At 51.0% G+C, this 16713-nt stretch carries 14 protein-coding genes; 8 read left to right on the plus strand and 6 right to left on the minus strand.

Features of this window, described 5'->3' with window-relative positions; translation table 11 throughout:
- Window positions 1-25: 25 nt before the first annotated feature.
- The 4 genes from ABEB26_RS15090 to ABEB26_RS15105 form a co-directional block, all read right to left on the minus strand.
- On the minus strand, window positions 26-835 hold the full coding sequence (locus ABEB26_RS15090; protein ID WP_345722866.1) for an alpha/beta fold hydrolase: 810 nt from the start codon (window positions 833-835) through the stop codon (window positions 26-28).
- A 12-nt stretch (window positions 836-847) separates the two neighbouring features.
- Window positions 848-1792, minus strand: coding sequence for a hypothetical protein (locus ABEB26_RS15095; RefSeq protein WP_345722867.1), 945 nt, complete (start codon window positions 1790-1792; stop codon window positions 848-850).
- A 218-nt stretch (window positions 1793-2010) separates the two neighbouring features.
- Window positions 2011-4173 carry a peptidase domain-containing ABC transporter gene (locus ABEB26_RS15100; RefSeq protein WP_345722868.1) on the minus strand — a complete coding sequence of 721 codons (2163 nt, stop codon included), beginning with the start codon at window positions 4171-4173 and terminating at the stop codon, window positions 2011-2013.
- A 36-nt stretch (window positions 4174-4209) separates the two neighbouring features.
- Entirely contained in the window at window positions 4210-4410 is a 201-nt protein-coding gene (locus ABEB26_RS15105) for a hypothetical protein (RefSeq protein WP_345722869.1), read from the minus strand.
- Between the two features lie 192 nt (window positions 4411-4602).
- Between ABEB26_RS15105 and ABEB26_RS15110 the strand changes: the two genes are divergently transcribed.
- From ABEB26_RS15110 to ABEB26_RS15135, 6 genes are all read left to right on the plus strand, one after another.
- Window positions 4603-4830, plus strand: coding sequence for a mersacidin/lichenicidin family type 2 lantibiotic (locus ABEB26_RS15110; RefSeq protein ID WP_345722870.1), 228 nt, complete (start codon window positions 4603-4605; stop codon window positions 4828-4830).
- A gap of 56 nt (window positions 4831-4886) precedes the next feature.
- Complete coding sequence (locus ABEB26_RS15115) at window positions 4887-7619, plus strand: tetratricopeptide repeat protein (RefSeq protein WP_345722871.1); 2733 nt, start codon at window positions 4887-4889, stop codon at window positions 7617-7619.
- Complete coding sequence (lanM, locus tag ABEB26_RS15120; RefSeq protein ID WP_345722872.1) at window positions 7616-9451, plus strand: type 2 lanthipeptide synthetase LanM; 1836 nt, start codon at window positions 7616-7618, stop codon at window positions 9449-9451. The genes ABEB26_RS15115 and lanM overlap by 4 nt, the downstream gene beginning before the upstream one ends.
- 110 nt (window positions 9452-9561) lie before the next feature.
- Complete coding sequence (locus ABEB26_RS15125) at window positions 9562-10962, plus strand: DUF7133 domain-containing protein (RefSeq protein ID WP_345722873.1); 1401 nt, start codon at window positions 9562-9564, stop codon at window positions 10960-10962.
- Window positions 10962-11372: a c-type cytochrome gene (locus ABEB26_RS15130; RefSeq protein WP_345722874.1), complete on the plus strand. Its 411-nt coding sequence runs from the start codon at window positions 10962-10964 to the stop codon at window positions 11370-11372. The genes ABEB26_RS15125 and ABEB26_RS15130 overlap by 1 nt, the downstream gene beginning before the upstream one ends.
- Window positions 11373-11402: 30 nt before the next feature.
- Window positions 11403-12470: a glycosyltransferase family 4 protein gene (locus ABEB26_RS15135; protein WP_345722875.1), complete on the plus strand. Its 1068-nt coding sequence runs from the start codon at window positions 11403-11405 to the stop codon at window positions 12468-12470.
- Between the two features lie 238 nt (window positions 12471-12708).
- On the opposite strand, the gene ABEB26_RS15140 is transcribed toward ABEB26_RS15135, so the two are convergent.
- Window positions 12709-12933: a helix-turn-helix domain-containing protein gene (locus ABEB26_RS15140; protein ID WP_345722876.1), complete on the minus strand. Its 225-nt coding sequence runs from the start codon at window positions 12931-12933 to the stop codon at window positions 12709-12711.
- 124 nt (window positions 12934-13057) lie between these two features.
- Between ABEB26_RS15140 and ABEB26_RS15145 the strand changes: the two genes are divergently transcribed.
- Together ABEB26_RS15145 and ABEB26_RS15150 are read left to right on the plus strand one after the other, a co-directional pair.
- On the plus strand, window positions 13058-14215 hold the full coding sequence (locus ABEB26_RS15145) for an RNA-guided endonuclease InsQ/TnpB family protein (protein WP_345722877.1): 1158 nt from the start codon (window positions 13058-13060) through the stop codon (window positions 14213-14215).
- 392 nt (window positions 14216-14607) lie between these two features.
- Window positions 14608-14979, plus strand: a complete 372-nt coding sequence (locus ABEB26_RS15150) for a response regulator (protein WP_345722878.1) — start codon at window positions 14608-14610, stop codon at window positions 14977-14979.
- A gap of 106 nt (window positions 14980-15085) precedes the next feature.
- Here ABEB26_RS15150 and pruA read toward each other — a convergent pair whose 3' ends face one another.
- On the minus strand, window positions 15086-16639 hold the full coding sequence (gene pruA, locus ABEB26_RS15155; protein WP_345722879.1) for an L-glutamate gamma-semialdehyde dehydrogenase: 1554 nt from the start codon (window positions 16637-16639) through the stop codon (window positions 15086-15088).
- Window positions 16640-16713: the final 74 nt, after the last annotated feature.

Here is a 16713-nt window from a genome sequence, read left to right on the forward strand (position 1 = left end):
CAGCCATCACGGCTGCGCTGTTTTTTTAGGCCTGCAACACCCGATCAAAAAAGGCCAAAATCTGTTGGTTAATCTGTTGAAGATGAGGACTGTTGGCTCCAAAATTGTGCTCAGCTTCGGGCAAGAGCACTAATTCTACCTCGGCATTAGCCGCTTGTAAGGCTTGTTGCAAAATCAAGCTTTGGCCGACAGGCACAGTTTGATCCTGCTCGCCGTGAATTAGCAAGAACGGCGGGGCTGGCTGATTAAGGTAGTTCAATGGGTTTGCCTGTTGCACCAACTCAGGGCGGGTAGGCAAAGCGCCGCCAACCAACAACGATTCGGGTGAATCTGGCTCGTCGTGCCAAGCGCCAAGCTGGCTCAAATCGCTCGGCGCAGCCACTGCGACCACAGCTTGTACTTGGCTTGGTTGTTCAGGGCTGCCGTTGTTGCCCTCTAAACTTGATTCAGCTCCAGTGACACCCAATAAACTCGCCAAATGACCGCCTGCATCGTGGCCCCAAACCCCAATGCGCTGTGGATCGATGCCCAAGCGTTGCGCATTCGCGCGAAGCCAACGCACAGCCGCTTTGGCATCGTGCAGTTGAGCCGGGAAAATCGCCTGATCGCTGCGGCGATAGTTGATGCTGGCTACGATGTAGCGACCTGTTTGGGCCAAAAATGGATCGCTGCTCAGGGCTTTATCGCCGCGCCGCCACATCCCACCATGGATATAAATCACGACAGGCAAGGCTTGGCTTGGCAAGGGTTCGGGTCGATACAAATCGAGAAACAGCCAATAGCCAGCGGCATTGCCATAGGGCAAATCGGTTAAACATTCAACATCATTCGCCATTGAATCCTCGGTTTACTTGGCAATTGGCTGGCGCACAATGCCTGGTACAAAATCGGGTGGCGTGTAAATCAAGGCAATCGCCCCAGGAATATAGCGTTCAAAGGTTGGCAGCACATTTGCCAATTGGGCATTGTTGCTAATATGGCCAGGGCTGACCAGCCCTTGATTATGCCAAGCTACAAAGGTCATCCAATTAACCGTCACCCAATCGTGTTCGGCGCGATAACTGGCAACCTCAAAATTAGCAGCTAAATATTCGACCGCTAAGAATGGATCGCTAATTTCGGCAGCAACTTCGGTTTCGCTTGGTTTCCAATCGCTGTAACGTTGCATGCGGTCTTGCAAGCTGCTACCAAAAATTGCAATTGGAATTGGGCGGTTGGTTGGCTCGTTGAGTGAGTTAACATAAGGCATTTCGCCATTCAATAAACTCAAGCCAACCGAAGGCCGCAAATTGGCGGGCCAGACGCTAAAATTACCCAAACCCAGCGAGTTGGCAACTCCTTGAGCCTCTTGATAGACCGGAGTTACTGCACGCCCAAAGCTACCACGAGTCGCCAAAGCACTGTTATATTCAAAATAGAGTTGGGCCGCAATTAGCACGGCAAATTGATCATCTGTAAGTTTGGTAATGGCTTGGCGATTATGGCGTTTGGCGCTGGCAATAATGCTTGAACGCAAGCGTAGCATGGTCAAATTAAAGCTTGGGTCGAAATAGGCCTCAGGCACATCGGTTGGGTAAGGCCGACCAGCGGCATAAAATAGTGCCTTGGCACTGGGCCAGCCGATGATCGCGGGCGCATTGGGTACATAGAAACTGTGAGTTTGCGGTGGCGCATATTGGTCGAACACCATTGGCGCTGCCGCCACAATCACTTGCCTCCGCTGTAAGCCATGAACGCCCAAAACTGCTACTAAAAGCAGGCAAAAAAATAATCGCACCTTGCGACGCGACATACAGGCTCCTTTGCTTCGTCTACACACAGCCGCAGTTTATTCAAATCGTCATGCTGCGCTGCTAGTGGCAGCATAGCATATGGCCTCGATTTTGGGAATACACCAAAGGGTTTATTTTGGGTTGGGTTTAACCGCTTTGGCGAGCAAGTTCTAGGCTAAAAGATCTAGTCTATAGACGTTGTTGTCGGGTAAAACGTTGCATGGAGCCTCGTTGCATTTTAGGTTGGTTGTTGATTGGCGACCATATGAGCATAGACTCCATTTGCGCCAACTAGCTCGCTATGAGTGCCTTGTTCAGCAATTTGCCCACGATCAAGTACGATGATTAAATCGGCATTTTTGACCGTGCTCAGGCGATGGGCAATCACAATTCGGGTGCAGTTAAGCTGATTCAGTTGTTGCTCAACAATCTGTTCGGTTAGGGTATCGAGTTGGCTGGTAGCTTCATCCAAAATTAAAATTGCAGGTTGGCGCAACAAGGCGCGGGCAAGTGCGATGCGTTGGCGTTGACCGCCCGAAATCCCGCCTGCCGCCTCGCCAACCCGTGTTTCATAGCCCATTGGCATGCTCACAATGTCGTTGTGCAAGCCGGCTCGTTGGCTCGCCGCAATCAGTTGGGCAGCTGGTAGAGCGGCTCGTTGCAAATTGATATTTTGGCGAATCGAGCCACTAAATAAAAAGGCATCTTGTAGCACTACCCCAAATTGCTGGCGCAAGGCTTGACGATCATAGTCCTCGATCGGGCGCTCGTCGATCCAAATCTGGCCGCTACTGGGCTGATACAAACCTAACAATAATTTGGCGAGTGTGCTTTTACCCGAGCCAGTTCGCCCAACCAATGCTACTTTTTGGCCTGGCTCAATTTGCAACGAAATATCCCGCAAAATCGGCACAGTATGCGGATTATAGCCAAAACTCACGTTTTCCAGCCGAATTGCGCCTTGCAAGTTTTGTTCGGGTGCGAAGCTGCCATCTGGCTCAGGCTGGGCCATCAACACATCATTTAATCGTTCGAGATAGCTGGTTAATAATTGCAAGCGCTGGCCTTGGCTAATTAATGTGACCAACGGCGCAAGCGCCAAGGTACCAATTGCATTTAATGCCAGCATTGTGCTTAAATCCATCTGGCCTTGATGCACTTCACGCAAGCCGACCCACAGCAAAATCAAAGGTGTGGCGGTTTGCAGCGTGCCCAAAATGCTATCGACAACTGCGCTTAGGCGTTGGCGACGCAGGCTGGTATTGCGCTGGCGACGAGCCAAATTTTGCCAATAGCCAAACGAATAATGCTCCACGCCCATGGCTTTGATCGTAGTAATGCCACTTAGTAACTCGACTAAATAGCTCTGAGCCTCGCTTTGCTCCAACAAATCGGTCTCGACCAGCGGGCGCAAACGGCCTTGGGTTAGCCAAATAATGGTCACTTGTAGCAAGGCAATGATTGCGACCGTCAAGCCAAAACTGCGACTTTGCCAAAACAACAAGCCACCATACACCAGCATCAGCCCGCCATCGAGTACGACCGATAGCACCTGGTTGGTAATTAATTCGCGAATTGTGCTGTTGCTGGTTAGGCGCAGCAATAAATCGCCGCTGCTGCGTTGCTCAAAAAAGGCCAAGGGCAAACGCAACAAATGGCTTAAAAAATGTTCACTTAAATCGGTATCAAAACGCAGTTGCAATTGAATCAACAAGAGGCTACGCATATATTGAATCAAAAAACGGATGCTGATGATTAAGCCCAACCCCAGCAATACCCGTCCCAGCAAGACCTCAAAACTTGGCAGGGTAACCTGTTGCACCAAACTTTTGGTCAATAATGGCAAGGCCAGCCCAACCAATTGCAACAAACCTGAGGCCACGATAATTTGTACCAATAAACTGGGCTTGGCTAAAAGCGTCGAGCGAATTAAGCGCCATTGGTTGGTGTTGGAGCGTTGACGTTGCTCAAAATTGGGGCCAGGCTGGCAACTAAGCACAATCCCAGTAAAACGTTGATCAAGCTCGCTTAACTCAACAAAACGCCGACCCAAGGCTGGATCAACGATGGTTGCGCCGCGTGGTGACCACTGTTCAAGCACCACAAAATGATTAAAATTCCAATGCAAAATTGCCGGGAGTTGGAGTGAGCCAAAATCGAGGTTTTGTAGGGCAAAGGCTCGCACAATCAGGCCATAATGACGGCCAGCAGCAGCAATTGTTTGGGCACTCAAGCCATCACGCGATGGCCGACAGACCTCACGCGATTCAGCCACCGAGGTTGCTCGCCCCCAATAGGAGAGCACCATGGCCAAACATGCCGCACCACATTCAATTGCACTTAATTGGAGTAAAACTGGAACCCGCCGCCGTTTGAAGCTTGCCAACCAACGTTTCAACATCGCCAAACCTTGCTTGTAGCGCAAGGTTGTCCGGGGCTAGAGGTTTACGATCGGTGCACCAACCACAACTAAGCTGACAGAAAGCACCGCGACCAGCAACCACAAACTACGCAGCAACAGCGGCGAAATCCGCTCTTGGACAACCTGCTCTTGATGATGAGCAACATATGAGGTTAGCGCAGCCGAGCGAAACAGAGTGGTGTTTGGAATTAGGGTGGTTTGGCTGTGGTCATTCATTGGGGTGTCCTCCTGCGAAACTGGCCCCATTTAACCACAGTTGGGTTTTGCCAACTAGCCCAAAACCGATATAAAAACCGATATAGCGTTATCGCTCAAACTACGCTTGCCAATAACTATATTTTAACCGTATACTAGGGCATCTAACAACCTCCCGATTAAACCCACCCTAAAAATCAAAGGAGACCCAGCATGTCGCATGAAGAAACGATCAACGCGTGGAATAATGCTGATCAAAATCCTGAGGCTGAACCCACTAAACCCCAGCCAATGCCTGCGAATCCTGCCGGAATGACTGAATTGAGCGATGAAGAATTACGCCAAATTCAAGGTGGTACCTTGGTCGATTGCAGTATCATCCCAACCATGACTTCGGTCACTAGTGCGGTTCCCTGCGTGGTTCATACCGACGAACAGTAGCCAATTAGCCAAATGTCCTTGCTTTCCTGACTTCCACAGCACACTGGACAGCGTATATGACTAAGCTTGATGCCTCTTTTGGAATGTGGCTTAAACAACGCCGAAAGACCCTCGATCTGACCCAAGACGAGTTGGCTCATTTGGTTGGCTGTGCCACGGTCACGATTCGTAAAATTGAAGCTAATACGCTTAAGCCTTCAACCCAGATTGCGCAGCGCTTAGCCCAATGTTGTAATGTTCCCGAAGCTGAACATACAGCATTTGTTCATTTTGCGCGTTCGGAAACAACCACTGGGCCAGTATGGTCTGATCAAACACCAGGTGCTGCACGGGTCAATTTTGTGGTCGATCAACCACCCCATAACTTGGTTGATTTACCCAATCCATTGATTGGTCGCGATGGAGATGTTGCGACCATCAATGAGCGCTTGGCCAACGAGCATGTGCGTTTATTAACTTTAGTTGGCCCGCCTGGGGTTGGCAAAACTCGTTTAGCGTTGCAAGTAGCCCAACAACAACTTGAGCGCTTCCGTCATGGGGTGTTTGTCGTAGCCCTTGCTCCCGTAACCAATCCCCAAGATGTGTTGAGCGTGATCGCGCAAACCTTGGGAATCAAAGAAACTGGCATTCGTCGCAGCTTCGAAGACCTCAAAAATTTTTTGTACGACCGTGAAGTATTGTTGGTGCTCGATAATTTCGAGCAGGTTTTGCCCGCCGCTAGCTCAATCGATCAGCTGATTCAGGCATGTTATGGTTTGAAGGTGTTGGTTACCAGTCGCGAGGCTTTGCGCTTACGCCGTGAACGCCGTTTTGCAGTTGCGCCGCTGGCGATCGCCACTCCTGTCAGCGATGAGCCAAGCGCCACGCTCTCGCCAGCCGTCGCCTTGTTTGTTGAGCGAGCACAGGCCGTCAATCCCGATTTTGAAATTAACGAAACCAGTCTGCGTGATATTAGTGCCGTTTGTCGCCAGCTTGATGGCCTACCGTTGAGTATTGAGTTGATTGCCGCACGCAGTATGTTGCTTGCACCCAAAGCGATGTTGCGCCATCTTGAGCATCAATTAACCGTCTTAACCAGCCGATCGTCTGATCATCCGCCGCGCCAACGAACCCTGCGTGATGCAATTCGTTGGAGTGTTGATCTGCTTGAGCCGAGCGATCAGCAGATGTTTATGCACGTTGGGGTCTTCCCGCAAAGTTGTACGCTTGAGGCACTTGCCGCTGTTGGCGCAGAGCAAGCTTGGGCGCTCGATTTGCTTGATGGCTTAAATACCCTAGCCGATAAAAGTTTGCTCTACGCCAAGGCTGATCAACAGGGTGAGACGCGCTTTGAGATGTTGAATGTGTTGCGCGAATATGCCCGCGAGATGTTGCAACAAGCTGGTTTATTGATCCAAGCGGCCCAACGCCATGCCCAATATTATTTGCAGTTGGCCCAAATCCTCCAAGCCGATCTCAGCCAACATAACCAACATGTGACCGCTGGCGATCGCTTTGAGCGCGATTTATTCAATTTTCGGGCGGCCTTAGAATTTTTCTTTACGCAACGCCAAACCGAACAAAATATCCAGCTTGCTACCAGTTTGGCCGATTTATGGTATTTGCGCGGTTATGCTGGCGAAGGTCGGCGTTGGCTGGCCCAAGCAATCGATCAAGCCCAAACCACCCAAACCACGCTTGAGCCAACCCTTTGGATCGAAGCACTCAACGCGGCGGGCTATCTCGCCTATCATCAAGGTGATTATGGCGATGCTGCTCAAACCTTCTCACAAAGTCGCCAGCTGATCGAAACTGCCAATGATCAGGTTGGTATGGCGCGAGTCTACAATAATTTGGGCTTAATTGCTCACTGGCAAGGCCAATATGCCCAATCTGAGGCTTTGCTCAACGATAGTTTGCAGATTTGGCGCAACCTTGACATGCCCATGGCGATTAGTAGTTTGGTCTGCAACCTTGGGGCACTTCAGCTTGATCGTGGTGAATTGAGCCAAGCTGCCGAGTTGCTTGAACAAAGCAAAGTGCTCTGTCAGCAACAGCATTATGAAAATCGCATCTCAATGGTTTTGCAACATCAAGGCAAATTGGCGCTCTACCGTGGCGATTATGCGACTGCCCAGCGTTGTTTTAGCGAAAGTCAGGCCATCGCCGAGCAGATGAGCAATAAAACTGTAATTGGTTTTGCCCTGATGTACCAAGGTTATACCACCCTAGCCGCAGGCGAATTGGATCAAGCAGCCTGTTATTTGAGCAAAGCCGCCCAGATGAGCCAAGATCTTGGTAGCAAGCACATGGTGTGTATGGTGTTGGCGGTGCAAGCACAGTTGGCCGTCGAACAAGCGCAATATCTGGTGGCTCGTCAATTATTTACCCAAGCCTTGGAGTTAGGCCGTAGCATGCAATTTGGCACAGGTATTGCCAATGCTTTGCGTGGTTTGGCGCTGGTCGATGCGATTCAAGGCCACTATAGCCCAGCGTTGGAGCAAATTAACCAAGCAATTCAAGGCTATCGCACCATCGGCAACCCCGAAGGTTTGCTCCAAGCGCTTGAAACCTTAGCTTTTTGTTTGGCAACCATGGGCTATGGCAACACAATCGAGCCGGTTGTCGCTGCGCTCGAACAGTTGCGCCACGAATATGGCTTGCGGCGCTGGAACAATCAACAAGCGCGGTGGCAACAGATTCAACAAGCTCTAGCGAAGCCAGATCAAACAACCCTTCCAGCCGAGCCAGTTGTTGCCCAATTGCTCGACCAGATGCCCAGCCTTAAACTGCGTGAGTTACGCACATGAATTGGTTGGCAAGCCTGAATCTACGCGAGCGTCAGCAGCTTGGCTTGAGCGAACTTGGCGCTCGAGCCACCTCGCGCTATCAACGTTGGCGCAAGCAAGCTCCCTTCGAGCAAACGCTCTGGTGGCAGGCGCGGCTGGCGCTGGATGGATTCGATGATCAGCAATTCCAAGCACTACTAGATCCCGCCGTTGTCGTTGCTACCCCGCCATGGGCCGCAACCCTCGCAGCATGGCGCGAATGGCAAGCCCGCCCACATCCACGCTGGCTCAACCAACCAAACTTGGGCTATCCGCTGTGGCCAATCGTCGATTATTGCCTAGCCCAAATTGAACAAGCCTTGCAGCAAACGCAGGTTAAGCATGCTTGGCCTAGTTTGCAGGCGGCAATTGGCAAGGCATTGGTGCAACGCTTAGCCCAATTAACCGCCCAAACTATGGTGCTTGAGCTGAATGTAGCTCGTTTGCGTGGCCAACTCCAAGGCGCAACCAGCCAAGCACGCTTTGAATATTTCATCAAACGCTATAGCCAAATCGGCGATTTGCTCGATCTACTGGCTGATTATCCGCTGTTGCTGCGTAGTTTGGTGCACGAATGCCAAACAACGATTAACTTTATCAGCCAAATTGCCCAGCATCTTGCCCACGATTGGCTGCAAATCCAACAGCATTTTGGGCTTGAGCTAGCCGAATGGATAGGTTTGGAAAGCTTAGGCGACCGCCATGCTGGCAAGAGTGTATGTCGCTTGGATTTTGCCAGCGGCCAACATTTGGCCTACAAACCGCGTTCGCTGAGCACCGAAGTTGCCTTTAATCAGGTTTTAGCTTGGCACAACCAACAACCCCAAACCATCCAATTACGTGGTTTGAAGGTGCTCGATTGTGGCAATTATGGTTGGACGGAATGGCTGCAAGCCTTGCCATGCGCCGATTCGGCGGCGGTACGGCGTTTTTATCAACGCCATGGAGCATTATTGGCCTTGCTTTTGGTGTTGCAAGCTTGCGATGTGCATTATGAAAATGTGATTGCCGTCGGCGAATATCCTGTTCTGATTGATCTCGAAGGCTTGTGCCATCCCCTGCTATTGAGCAGCACCAACGAATTGATCGAGGCTGAACAAGTTGGCTTGTTGCCACGCTTGCACTTTGCCACCGAGCAACATCCTGGGGTCGATATGAGCGGCATCGCGGGCAATGCCGATCAAACCCTGCCCTTGCCTCAGCCAGTGTGGGATGAGACCAATACGGATCAAATGGCGTTGCGCTATGCCCCAACCGCCGTGCCAGCCGCCCACAATTTGCCTACCTGTAGCAAACTCCAGATCGATCCGCTAGACTATGCCGCTGAGGTTGAGCAAGGTTTTCGCACCACCTATTTAACCTTATTGAGCGCCAAAGCCGAGTTGTTGAGCAATATTCTCGCCGTTTGCGCCGATACCACAATTCGGGTGATTGCCCGCCCATCGAATAGTTATGCGATTTTGCTGCGCCACGCTAGCCACCCCAATCGGCTACGCGATGCGCTTGATCGTGATTGTTTGTTCGACCATTTGTGGCTGAGCATTCCTGAGCGACCTCATTTGAAGCCCTTTTTGCAAACCGAGCAAGCCGCCCTGTGGCAAGCCGATATCCCATGGTTTGGTACAACCCCACGTTCGCAAACCATTTGGGATGCAAACGGCGAAACTTTGCCAATTGAATTAGCCCAAAGCAGTTGGCAACGAGTCGAACTGGCGGTCGAGCGCCTGAGCCTTGAAGATTGCGCAAGCCAAATCGCCCAAATTCGCCATGCTTTTGGGACTAACGCTTCACCCAAATCGCCCCAGCAGCCATGATATACTGAGCCTAGTAGCCCTGCTACCAACTCCCTGAAACTTCAAACAACCCACCTTGGCTGGCATGTGCCAGCCAGCGTTTTGGTGCACATACAAAGGAATGAATCACGATGCTGTTGAATATTGCGACCTTAGTGCTGCTATCACTTTGGTTGGGGGCGATGATTGGCGGATTAGCGCTCATGCGCCAAGCAGGCCGCTGGCGCTGGATTGGCCTAGTAATTGCCGTGCAAGGCTTGATCCTGCTGGTATTTCAAGGCTTGCTCAGCACCTATCCAATTGGGATTGGCGACCCATTAATTCGGGTGAAATTTTGGGATTTGCTGAGCCAAGCGGCGGTCGTGCTCGGTGCGTTGGCTGTTGTCGCAGTTGTTTTATGGTGGCTGGCCAAACACATTCGCTATAGCATCGATCAGCAATTGCGCCGCCGTGGCTTAGCCTTATTTTTGCTCTTGGGCATGCCCCTAATTGCCACACCAGCCTTTTATACCATGTGGCAAACGAGCATTCCCGAGCGCGAACGTGAACGCAACCCCGATCTTCGCGCAATCAATTTGCCCGAAGGCTTTGAATGGAGCATCTACGCTCGTGGCACGATGGATAATCCGACGGCAATCGCCTTTGGGGCTGAAAACGAGCTGTACATCGCCGATATTGCTGGCGATCTGTGGATTGGCCGCGACCAAAATAACGATCAGCAGATCGATAGTTTGAGCAAGTGGGCTGGCGATTTTGATTTGTTAGTGGGCTTGGTCTGGCGTGATGGCGAATTGTATTGCGCTAGTTCCGGCAAAATCGAGGCCTTGCGCGATAGCGATGGCGATGGTGTGGCCGACAGTCGTCGCATCGTGGTCGATAATTTGCCTTCGATGATTTTACAGCCACACTCCAACAATGGCTTGGCATTTGGCCCTGATGGCCGTTTGTATTTTGGGGTTGGCAGCACTACCGACGGTAAATTTGAGGAAAATGAATTGGCCGCGAGCATTTTATCGGTCAATCCCGATGGGACTGATTTACGCCCCTATGCCCGTGGCTTGGGCAATGTGTTCGATGTCGCCTTCAACGCCGATGGGGCGCTGTTTGGGGGTGATAACGGCCCTAGCTCGGTTGAGGGCAATGATCCACCAGATGAATTTAATTATTTGGTTGAAGGCGAACACTATGGCTACCCCTACTTTTTTGGTGACCCGCCCAGCGACGGCGGCACTCGCGGCGCATTGATCAGTTTTCCGGCTCACACTGTGCCAACTGGAGTCACCTTTTACAGCGGTAATCAATATCCGCAAATTTATAGCGATAGCGCCTTTTTGACGCTCTGGCAGACGGGCGAGGTTGTGCATATCGAGGTTGGGCAAACCAGCAACGGCGATTATTTAGCCAAATCAACGACCTTTGCTGATGGCATGCTCTACCCGATTGATGTGATTACTGGCCCCGATGGCAACTTGTATATCGCCGATTTCGGTACGAGTGCAATCTACCGAATCACCTATAATGGAGCGCGTTAATGCGACGATTTGGCTATTTCGTAGTGGCTTTGCTGGTGCTGGGCTGTGGCGCGGCCAACGATAGTACCAGCGTGGGCAATGCCGAGCGCGGCAAACGCATTTTTCAGGGAACCGAAGTGTTGACCCTCGATCAACTTGAGGCATGTGTTGATTGTCATAGTGATGTTGCCGGTGAAGCAGGCCAAGGCATCGGCCAAAATCTCTCAAATATTGGCAATCGTGCTGCCCAACGCCCCGATGGCACAAGCGCGATCGATTATCTGCGGCTCTCGCTGACCGAGCCAGATAAAGAACTGGTTGGCGGCTTTCAAGAGGGCATTATGCCGCGCGATTATGCCCAAAAATTATCAACCCAAGATATTAACGATCTGATTGGCTATATGCTAACGCTAAAAAGTGGCATTGATTAAGTGCGTTAGCTTTGAATGAATGTAGGTGCTATGCAGCAATTGCGAATTGCATTCTTGGATTCGTGGTTACAAGCAGTGGTTGATGGCAGCGGCACGGCGGCAGCAATCGGCGGTTTAGCACGGACTTTGCAAGCCCGTGGCCATGTGGTTGATCGGATTGTGCCAACTGGCAAGTGGCCACGTAATTTGACCTTACGTCGACTTTATTACAATTGGCAATTGCCCCGCCGCCTCGCCAACCACAACTATAATTTGGTGGTTGGCTTTGATATTGATGGGGTGCGGGTTGCTCAGCGCTTAAATGTGCCCTATATCTGTAGCATCAAAGGCGTAATTGCCGAGGAACAGCGCCATGAACAAGGCTTTATTCGGGCCTTGCTCTGGTCGCTCTCACGGATTGAATTGATCAACGCTCGGCGTGCGCCCAAGGTGATTTCAACCAGCGAATATTGCCGCCAGATGATTCATGCTCATTATGCTGTGCCAATCAGTAAAATTGGAATTGTGCCCGAAGGCATCGATTTGAGCTTGTGGCAGGAGCAAGCCCATAGTACCCAGCGCGATCCATGGACGGTGTTGTGTGTAGCCCGCCAATATCCACGCAAACATGTGATTGACTTGATTCGGGCCTTTGCCAGCGTGATTGAACAAGTGCCCCAAGCTCAATTGGTAATTATTGGCGATGGTCCTGACCATGATGTGTTGCGTGGCGTGGTGCGAGCCTACAATCTTGAAAGCTCAGTGCGCATGCTCGGCGCAATTGCTGATGATGCTGAAGTGCGGGCGTGGTATGGGCGCAGCAGCATTTTCTGCTTGCCCAGCGTTCAAGAAGGCTTTGGGATTGTCTTTTTAGAGGCGATGGCTAGCGGCTTGCCGATTGTCAGCACTAACGCCGCAGCGATTCCCGAAGTTGTGCCGCATGGCCAGGCTGGCACATTGGTTGCTCCAAACGATGTGACGGCAATCGCCGAGGCGCTGATTGAGCTACTACAAAACCCCGAATTACAACAGCGCTACCGCGACTATGGCTTACAGCATGTTCAGCAATATGCTTGGGAGCAGGTGACCGATCGCTTTTTAGCAGCAGTTTGGGCGTAGGTTGGTTGTATTCATCCAATTGTTAACAATTTATAAGGAACGCCGCAGAATACCCCGCCCCAAGACCCGCGTGGTGGGTTCCCCGCGCGGGATGCATGCGTGCCAGTTCTGACGAAGCGTAGTTGAAGAGCGCATACGATTTCGACGATTACAGGAGATGGTTTAATCCTCGCGAACGCCTTACCTTCCTTGTTCGGTGGAGCCGCGCCCTCGACCGTAGCAGCGGTGTGAGGGCACACTAGTCATCCTCGAGGACTAATACTGCTCCGACGGTACATGGGAGCCATGCACAAATTCGCCCCAAGTCATCAAGCGGCACATTCTTAATCGTGTTATTGAGGAGGCGTTCAACAGCGCTCCGACTTGCCCCCGATTCTGCGGTGATCACTCGTATCCCCAACGTGCGATTTTCTTTGACTTCTTTTTGTGCCACAAGGACACGGAGGTAGCTTTTAACTTTCATGGCAATAGCATAATAGAGTTAAATCTATTATGCAACTACTCCTATAATAGTGTTTTTAATTCAAATATATTGATTATTGAACAACGTAGTGGTATAATGTCAATACGTAAAAGGAAGTCTGCTCATGCGAACGCTGACCCGTTGCTATAAATATCGCCTGCACCTTACCGCTGACCAACAAACCACCTTGGTGCAGTGGGCGGGTTGCCGACGCTTTGTCTGGAATTGGGCGCTGCACTGCAAGCAAGCGCACTATCAAGCAACGGGTCAACGGCTGAGCTATCAACGGCTTGCGGCGATGTTGGTTGACTTGAAACGTCAGCCCAAAACGGCTTTTTTGCGTGATTGCCATTCGCAACCGTTGCAACAAGCGCTGATGGATTTAGAAACGGCCTTTACCAACTTTTTTGCCAAACGCGCCAAATACCCGCGTTTCAAAACTCGCAAAACCACGCCGCACAGCATGTGGTTCCCGCAAGGCGTGACGGTGGTTGATGAACGTACCATCAGCGTACCAAAAATCGGGCTGCTTGGTGCGATTATTCATCGCCCGCTGATGGGAACAGCGAAGGGTGTAACGATCAAGCAAGATCCAACAGGCGCATGGTGGGCAGTATTCGTATGCCACATTGACCGCCCTGATGTTCACCCAACGGCTAGTAATCCTGTGGGCATTGATGTGGGACTTGAATCATTCACCACCCTGTCAACAGGCGAGAAAACAGCACCACCAAAGTTCTACCGCCGCAGCCAGAAGAAACTTGCCCGCGCTCAGCGCAAACTCTCACGCGCTCAAAAGGGCAGCAAAAACCAATTAAAAGCACGCAAGCGCGTCGCCTGTATTCACCAGAAAATCAGTAACCAACGCGCCGATTGGCTGCATAAGCATGCATTGGGGATCGTTCGCCAATTCGACGTGGTGTGCATCGAAGACCTGAATATCAAAGGCCTTGCGAGAACTAAGCTGGCCAAATCATTCAGTGATGCCGCCCTGAGTACCTTCATGCAACGATTGCAGGAAAAAACCGAATGGCACGGACGACGGGTGATTAAGGTTGGGCGGTTCTACGCCTCATCAAAAACCTGCCACCACTGCCAGACCAAAACAGCCTTGATGCTATCTGATCGCATATGGACATGCTCCACCTGTGGCATGACCCATGATCGCGATGGCAACGCCGCGATTAATATTCTGCATGAAGGGCTACGCCTGCTTGCCGTTGGGACGACGGAAAGCCAAAACGCTGCTGGAGATGGTGTAAACCCAGCGAAATGCTGGTAACCGTCGTTGAAGGCAGAAGCCACGCCCCTTGTGGGCGTGGTAGTTCACATACTTTTAGCCACTTTTAAATGAGAGCAATTGAACTTAATCTAGGGTGGAAACTAGCAGCTAATGTTAGTTCAATCACAAGCATTTTAGCCCATTAGAATGGCCTAATCAATTAATCGACCAAGCTAGCTAGCAGGCTAGGTCGTGGTTAATCGAGCCGAACTTATTTTTCAGAAAAAATTAAGTTTTTTTATACATTTTAGGCTTGCCAGTCATATCTATCTATGTTACCCTGCATGCTAATTAAAGAACTACCCAATCAGGGACTCAATTCCTATTGTCCAATGAGTGTTTTGTCGAAGCATCGATCGAGATTTCATACCTCTACGGACACTGGAGCAGGTATGGCTTGTTTATTTATAGTTGATGATCAACCAGACACTCACATTATTCTCGCGCGTTTACTTGAGGTTGATGGGTATACGGTGGTTGGGGCACACAATGGTAGTGAAGCCCTGAAGCAGATACCTGTAGTTCGCCCAGCTTTGGTGTTATTGGATTTAGCCTTGCCGGGGATCGATGGTTTAACCGTTGCTAAACAGCTACGCACCAATACCAGCACCAAGCATGTGCCAATTATTGCCATGACGGCCTTTGGTGGCAACGATTATCGTACCCAAGCTATGGCAGCTGGTTGTAGCGAATATCTCTTAAAACCATTGGATTTTGCTAAACTTCGCGGGGTGATTGCGCAATTAGTCTTGCAAGTAGCCTAAATGCGTGATGATGAGTGGGGTGTCGGCATGAAACCCGAGCAATAATCGGGCTTTTTTATTGCCAAAACATGGCAGCATGGATCAACTCCATGCTGCCATGCGTTTTTTAGAAGCGATCGGTGATGGTTTTGGCTTGGGTGAACAACAAGAGGTAATCGGGGCCGCCAGCTTTCGAGTCGGTGCCGCTCATGTTGAAGCCACCAAATGGCTGCACCCCAACTAACGCGCCCGTGCACTTGCGGTTGAAATACAAGTTGCCCACATGGAAATCGCGGCGAGCTTCTTCCAGCCGTTCGCGTGAGCGACTAAACACTGCTCCAGTTAAGCCATACTCGGTGTTATTGGCAATTTCCAAGGCATGCTTCCAATCATTGGCTTTGATAAATGCCAAGACTGGCCCGAAAATTTCTTCCAAGGAGAGCCGAGCTTCGGGGGCAATATCGGCGATAATCGTTGGCGGAATGAAATAGCCTTCTGAGCCATCGCCTGTTTCGCCGCCAAGCATCAAGCGACCTTCGCTCTTGCCAATTTCAATATATTCGCGAATCTTGTCGAAGGCTTTTTGGTCAACCACCGCGCCCAGATGGTGCTTGGGATCGGTGGGATTGCCCATGGTCAGCTTTTTGGTGCGATCAACGACCTTTTTCAAGACTGTGCTATAAACGCTCTCGACGATAATTGCCCGCGAACAGGCTGAGCATTTTTGGCCTTGGAAGCCAAACGCTGAGGCCACAATCGCATCGGCAGCAGCATCGAGATCGGCAGTTTCATCAACTACAATCCCATCTTTGCCACCCATTTCTAAGATGGTGCGTTTGAGCCAGATTTGGCCAGCTTGCAATTTGGCTGAGCGTTCGAAAATCCGCAAGCCAATTTCTTTCGAGCCAGTGAAGGCGATCAAGCGGGTTTTGGCGTGATCAACCAGGGCATCGCCCATTGCGCCGCCTGAACCAGGCACGAAATTAACCACCCCATCGGGCAAACCAGCTTCTTCAACCAACAAGCGTACAAATTGGGCGGCAATTGCAGGCGAGGCCGAGGCTGGCTTCAACACTACCGTATTGCCAGCAGCAATTGCAGCGGTGGTCATGCCGACCATAATCGCCAAGGCAAAGTTCCATGGTGGAATCACCACAGTCACGCCGAGCGGCACATAACGTAATTCATTTTCCTCGCCGTTGTAAGCGACGACTGGTTGCGGGCCACCAAACTTAATTGCCTGACGACCATAATATTCCATAAAGTCGATTGCTTCGGCCACATCAGCATCGGCCTCAGCCCAACTTTTGCTCACTTCATACACCAACCACGCCATAAATTCAAACTTGCGGCGGCGCATCACTGCCGCAGCGCGGAACAAATAGCGGGCGCGTTCTTCTGCCGCGACGCTGCGCCATGATTCGAAGGTCGTGGCGGCAACTTCCACCGCTTGATTGGCATGCTCAACCGTTGCCTTGGCAAAACTGCCGACAACTTGGCTTGGCTTGGCCGGATTCAGTGAATCAAATGTATCAGCCAGTTCGATATGTTCGCCACCAATCAGAAGCGGATAAGTACGCCCTAATTCATCGCCAACTTTGCTCAGTGCCGTGCGCATCGCATCGGCATTGGCTTTCACACTGAAATCGACAAACGGTTCGTTGCGGTACTCGGGTAACATGTACATCTCCTAGCGATAAGCGCCATTGCTTATTTGGATCAGATTGTGGATATTCTATACGAAATTGCTTAGCT

The organism is Herpetosiphon gulosus, from assembly GCF_039545135.1.
Classification (GTDB): Bacteria; Chloroflexota; Chloroflexia; order Chloroflexales; family Herpetosiphonaceae; genus Herpetosiphon; species Herpetosiphon gulosus.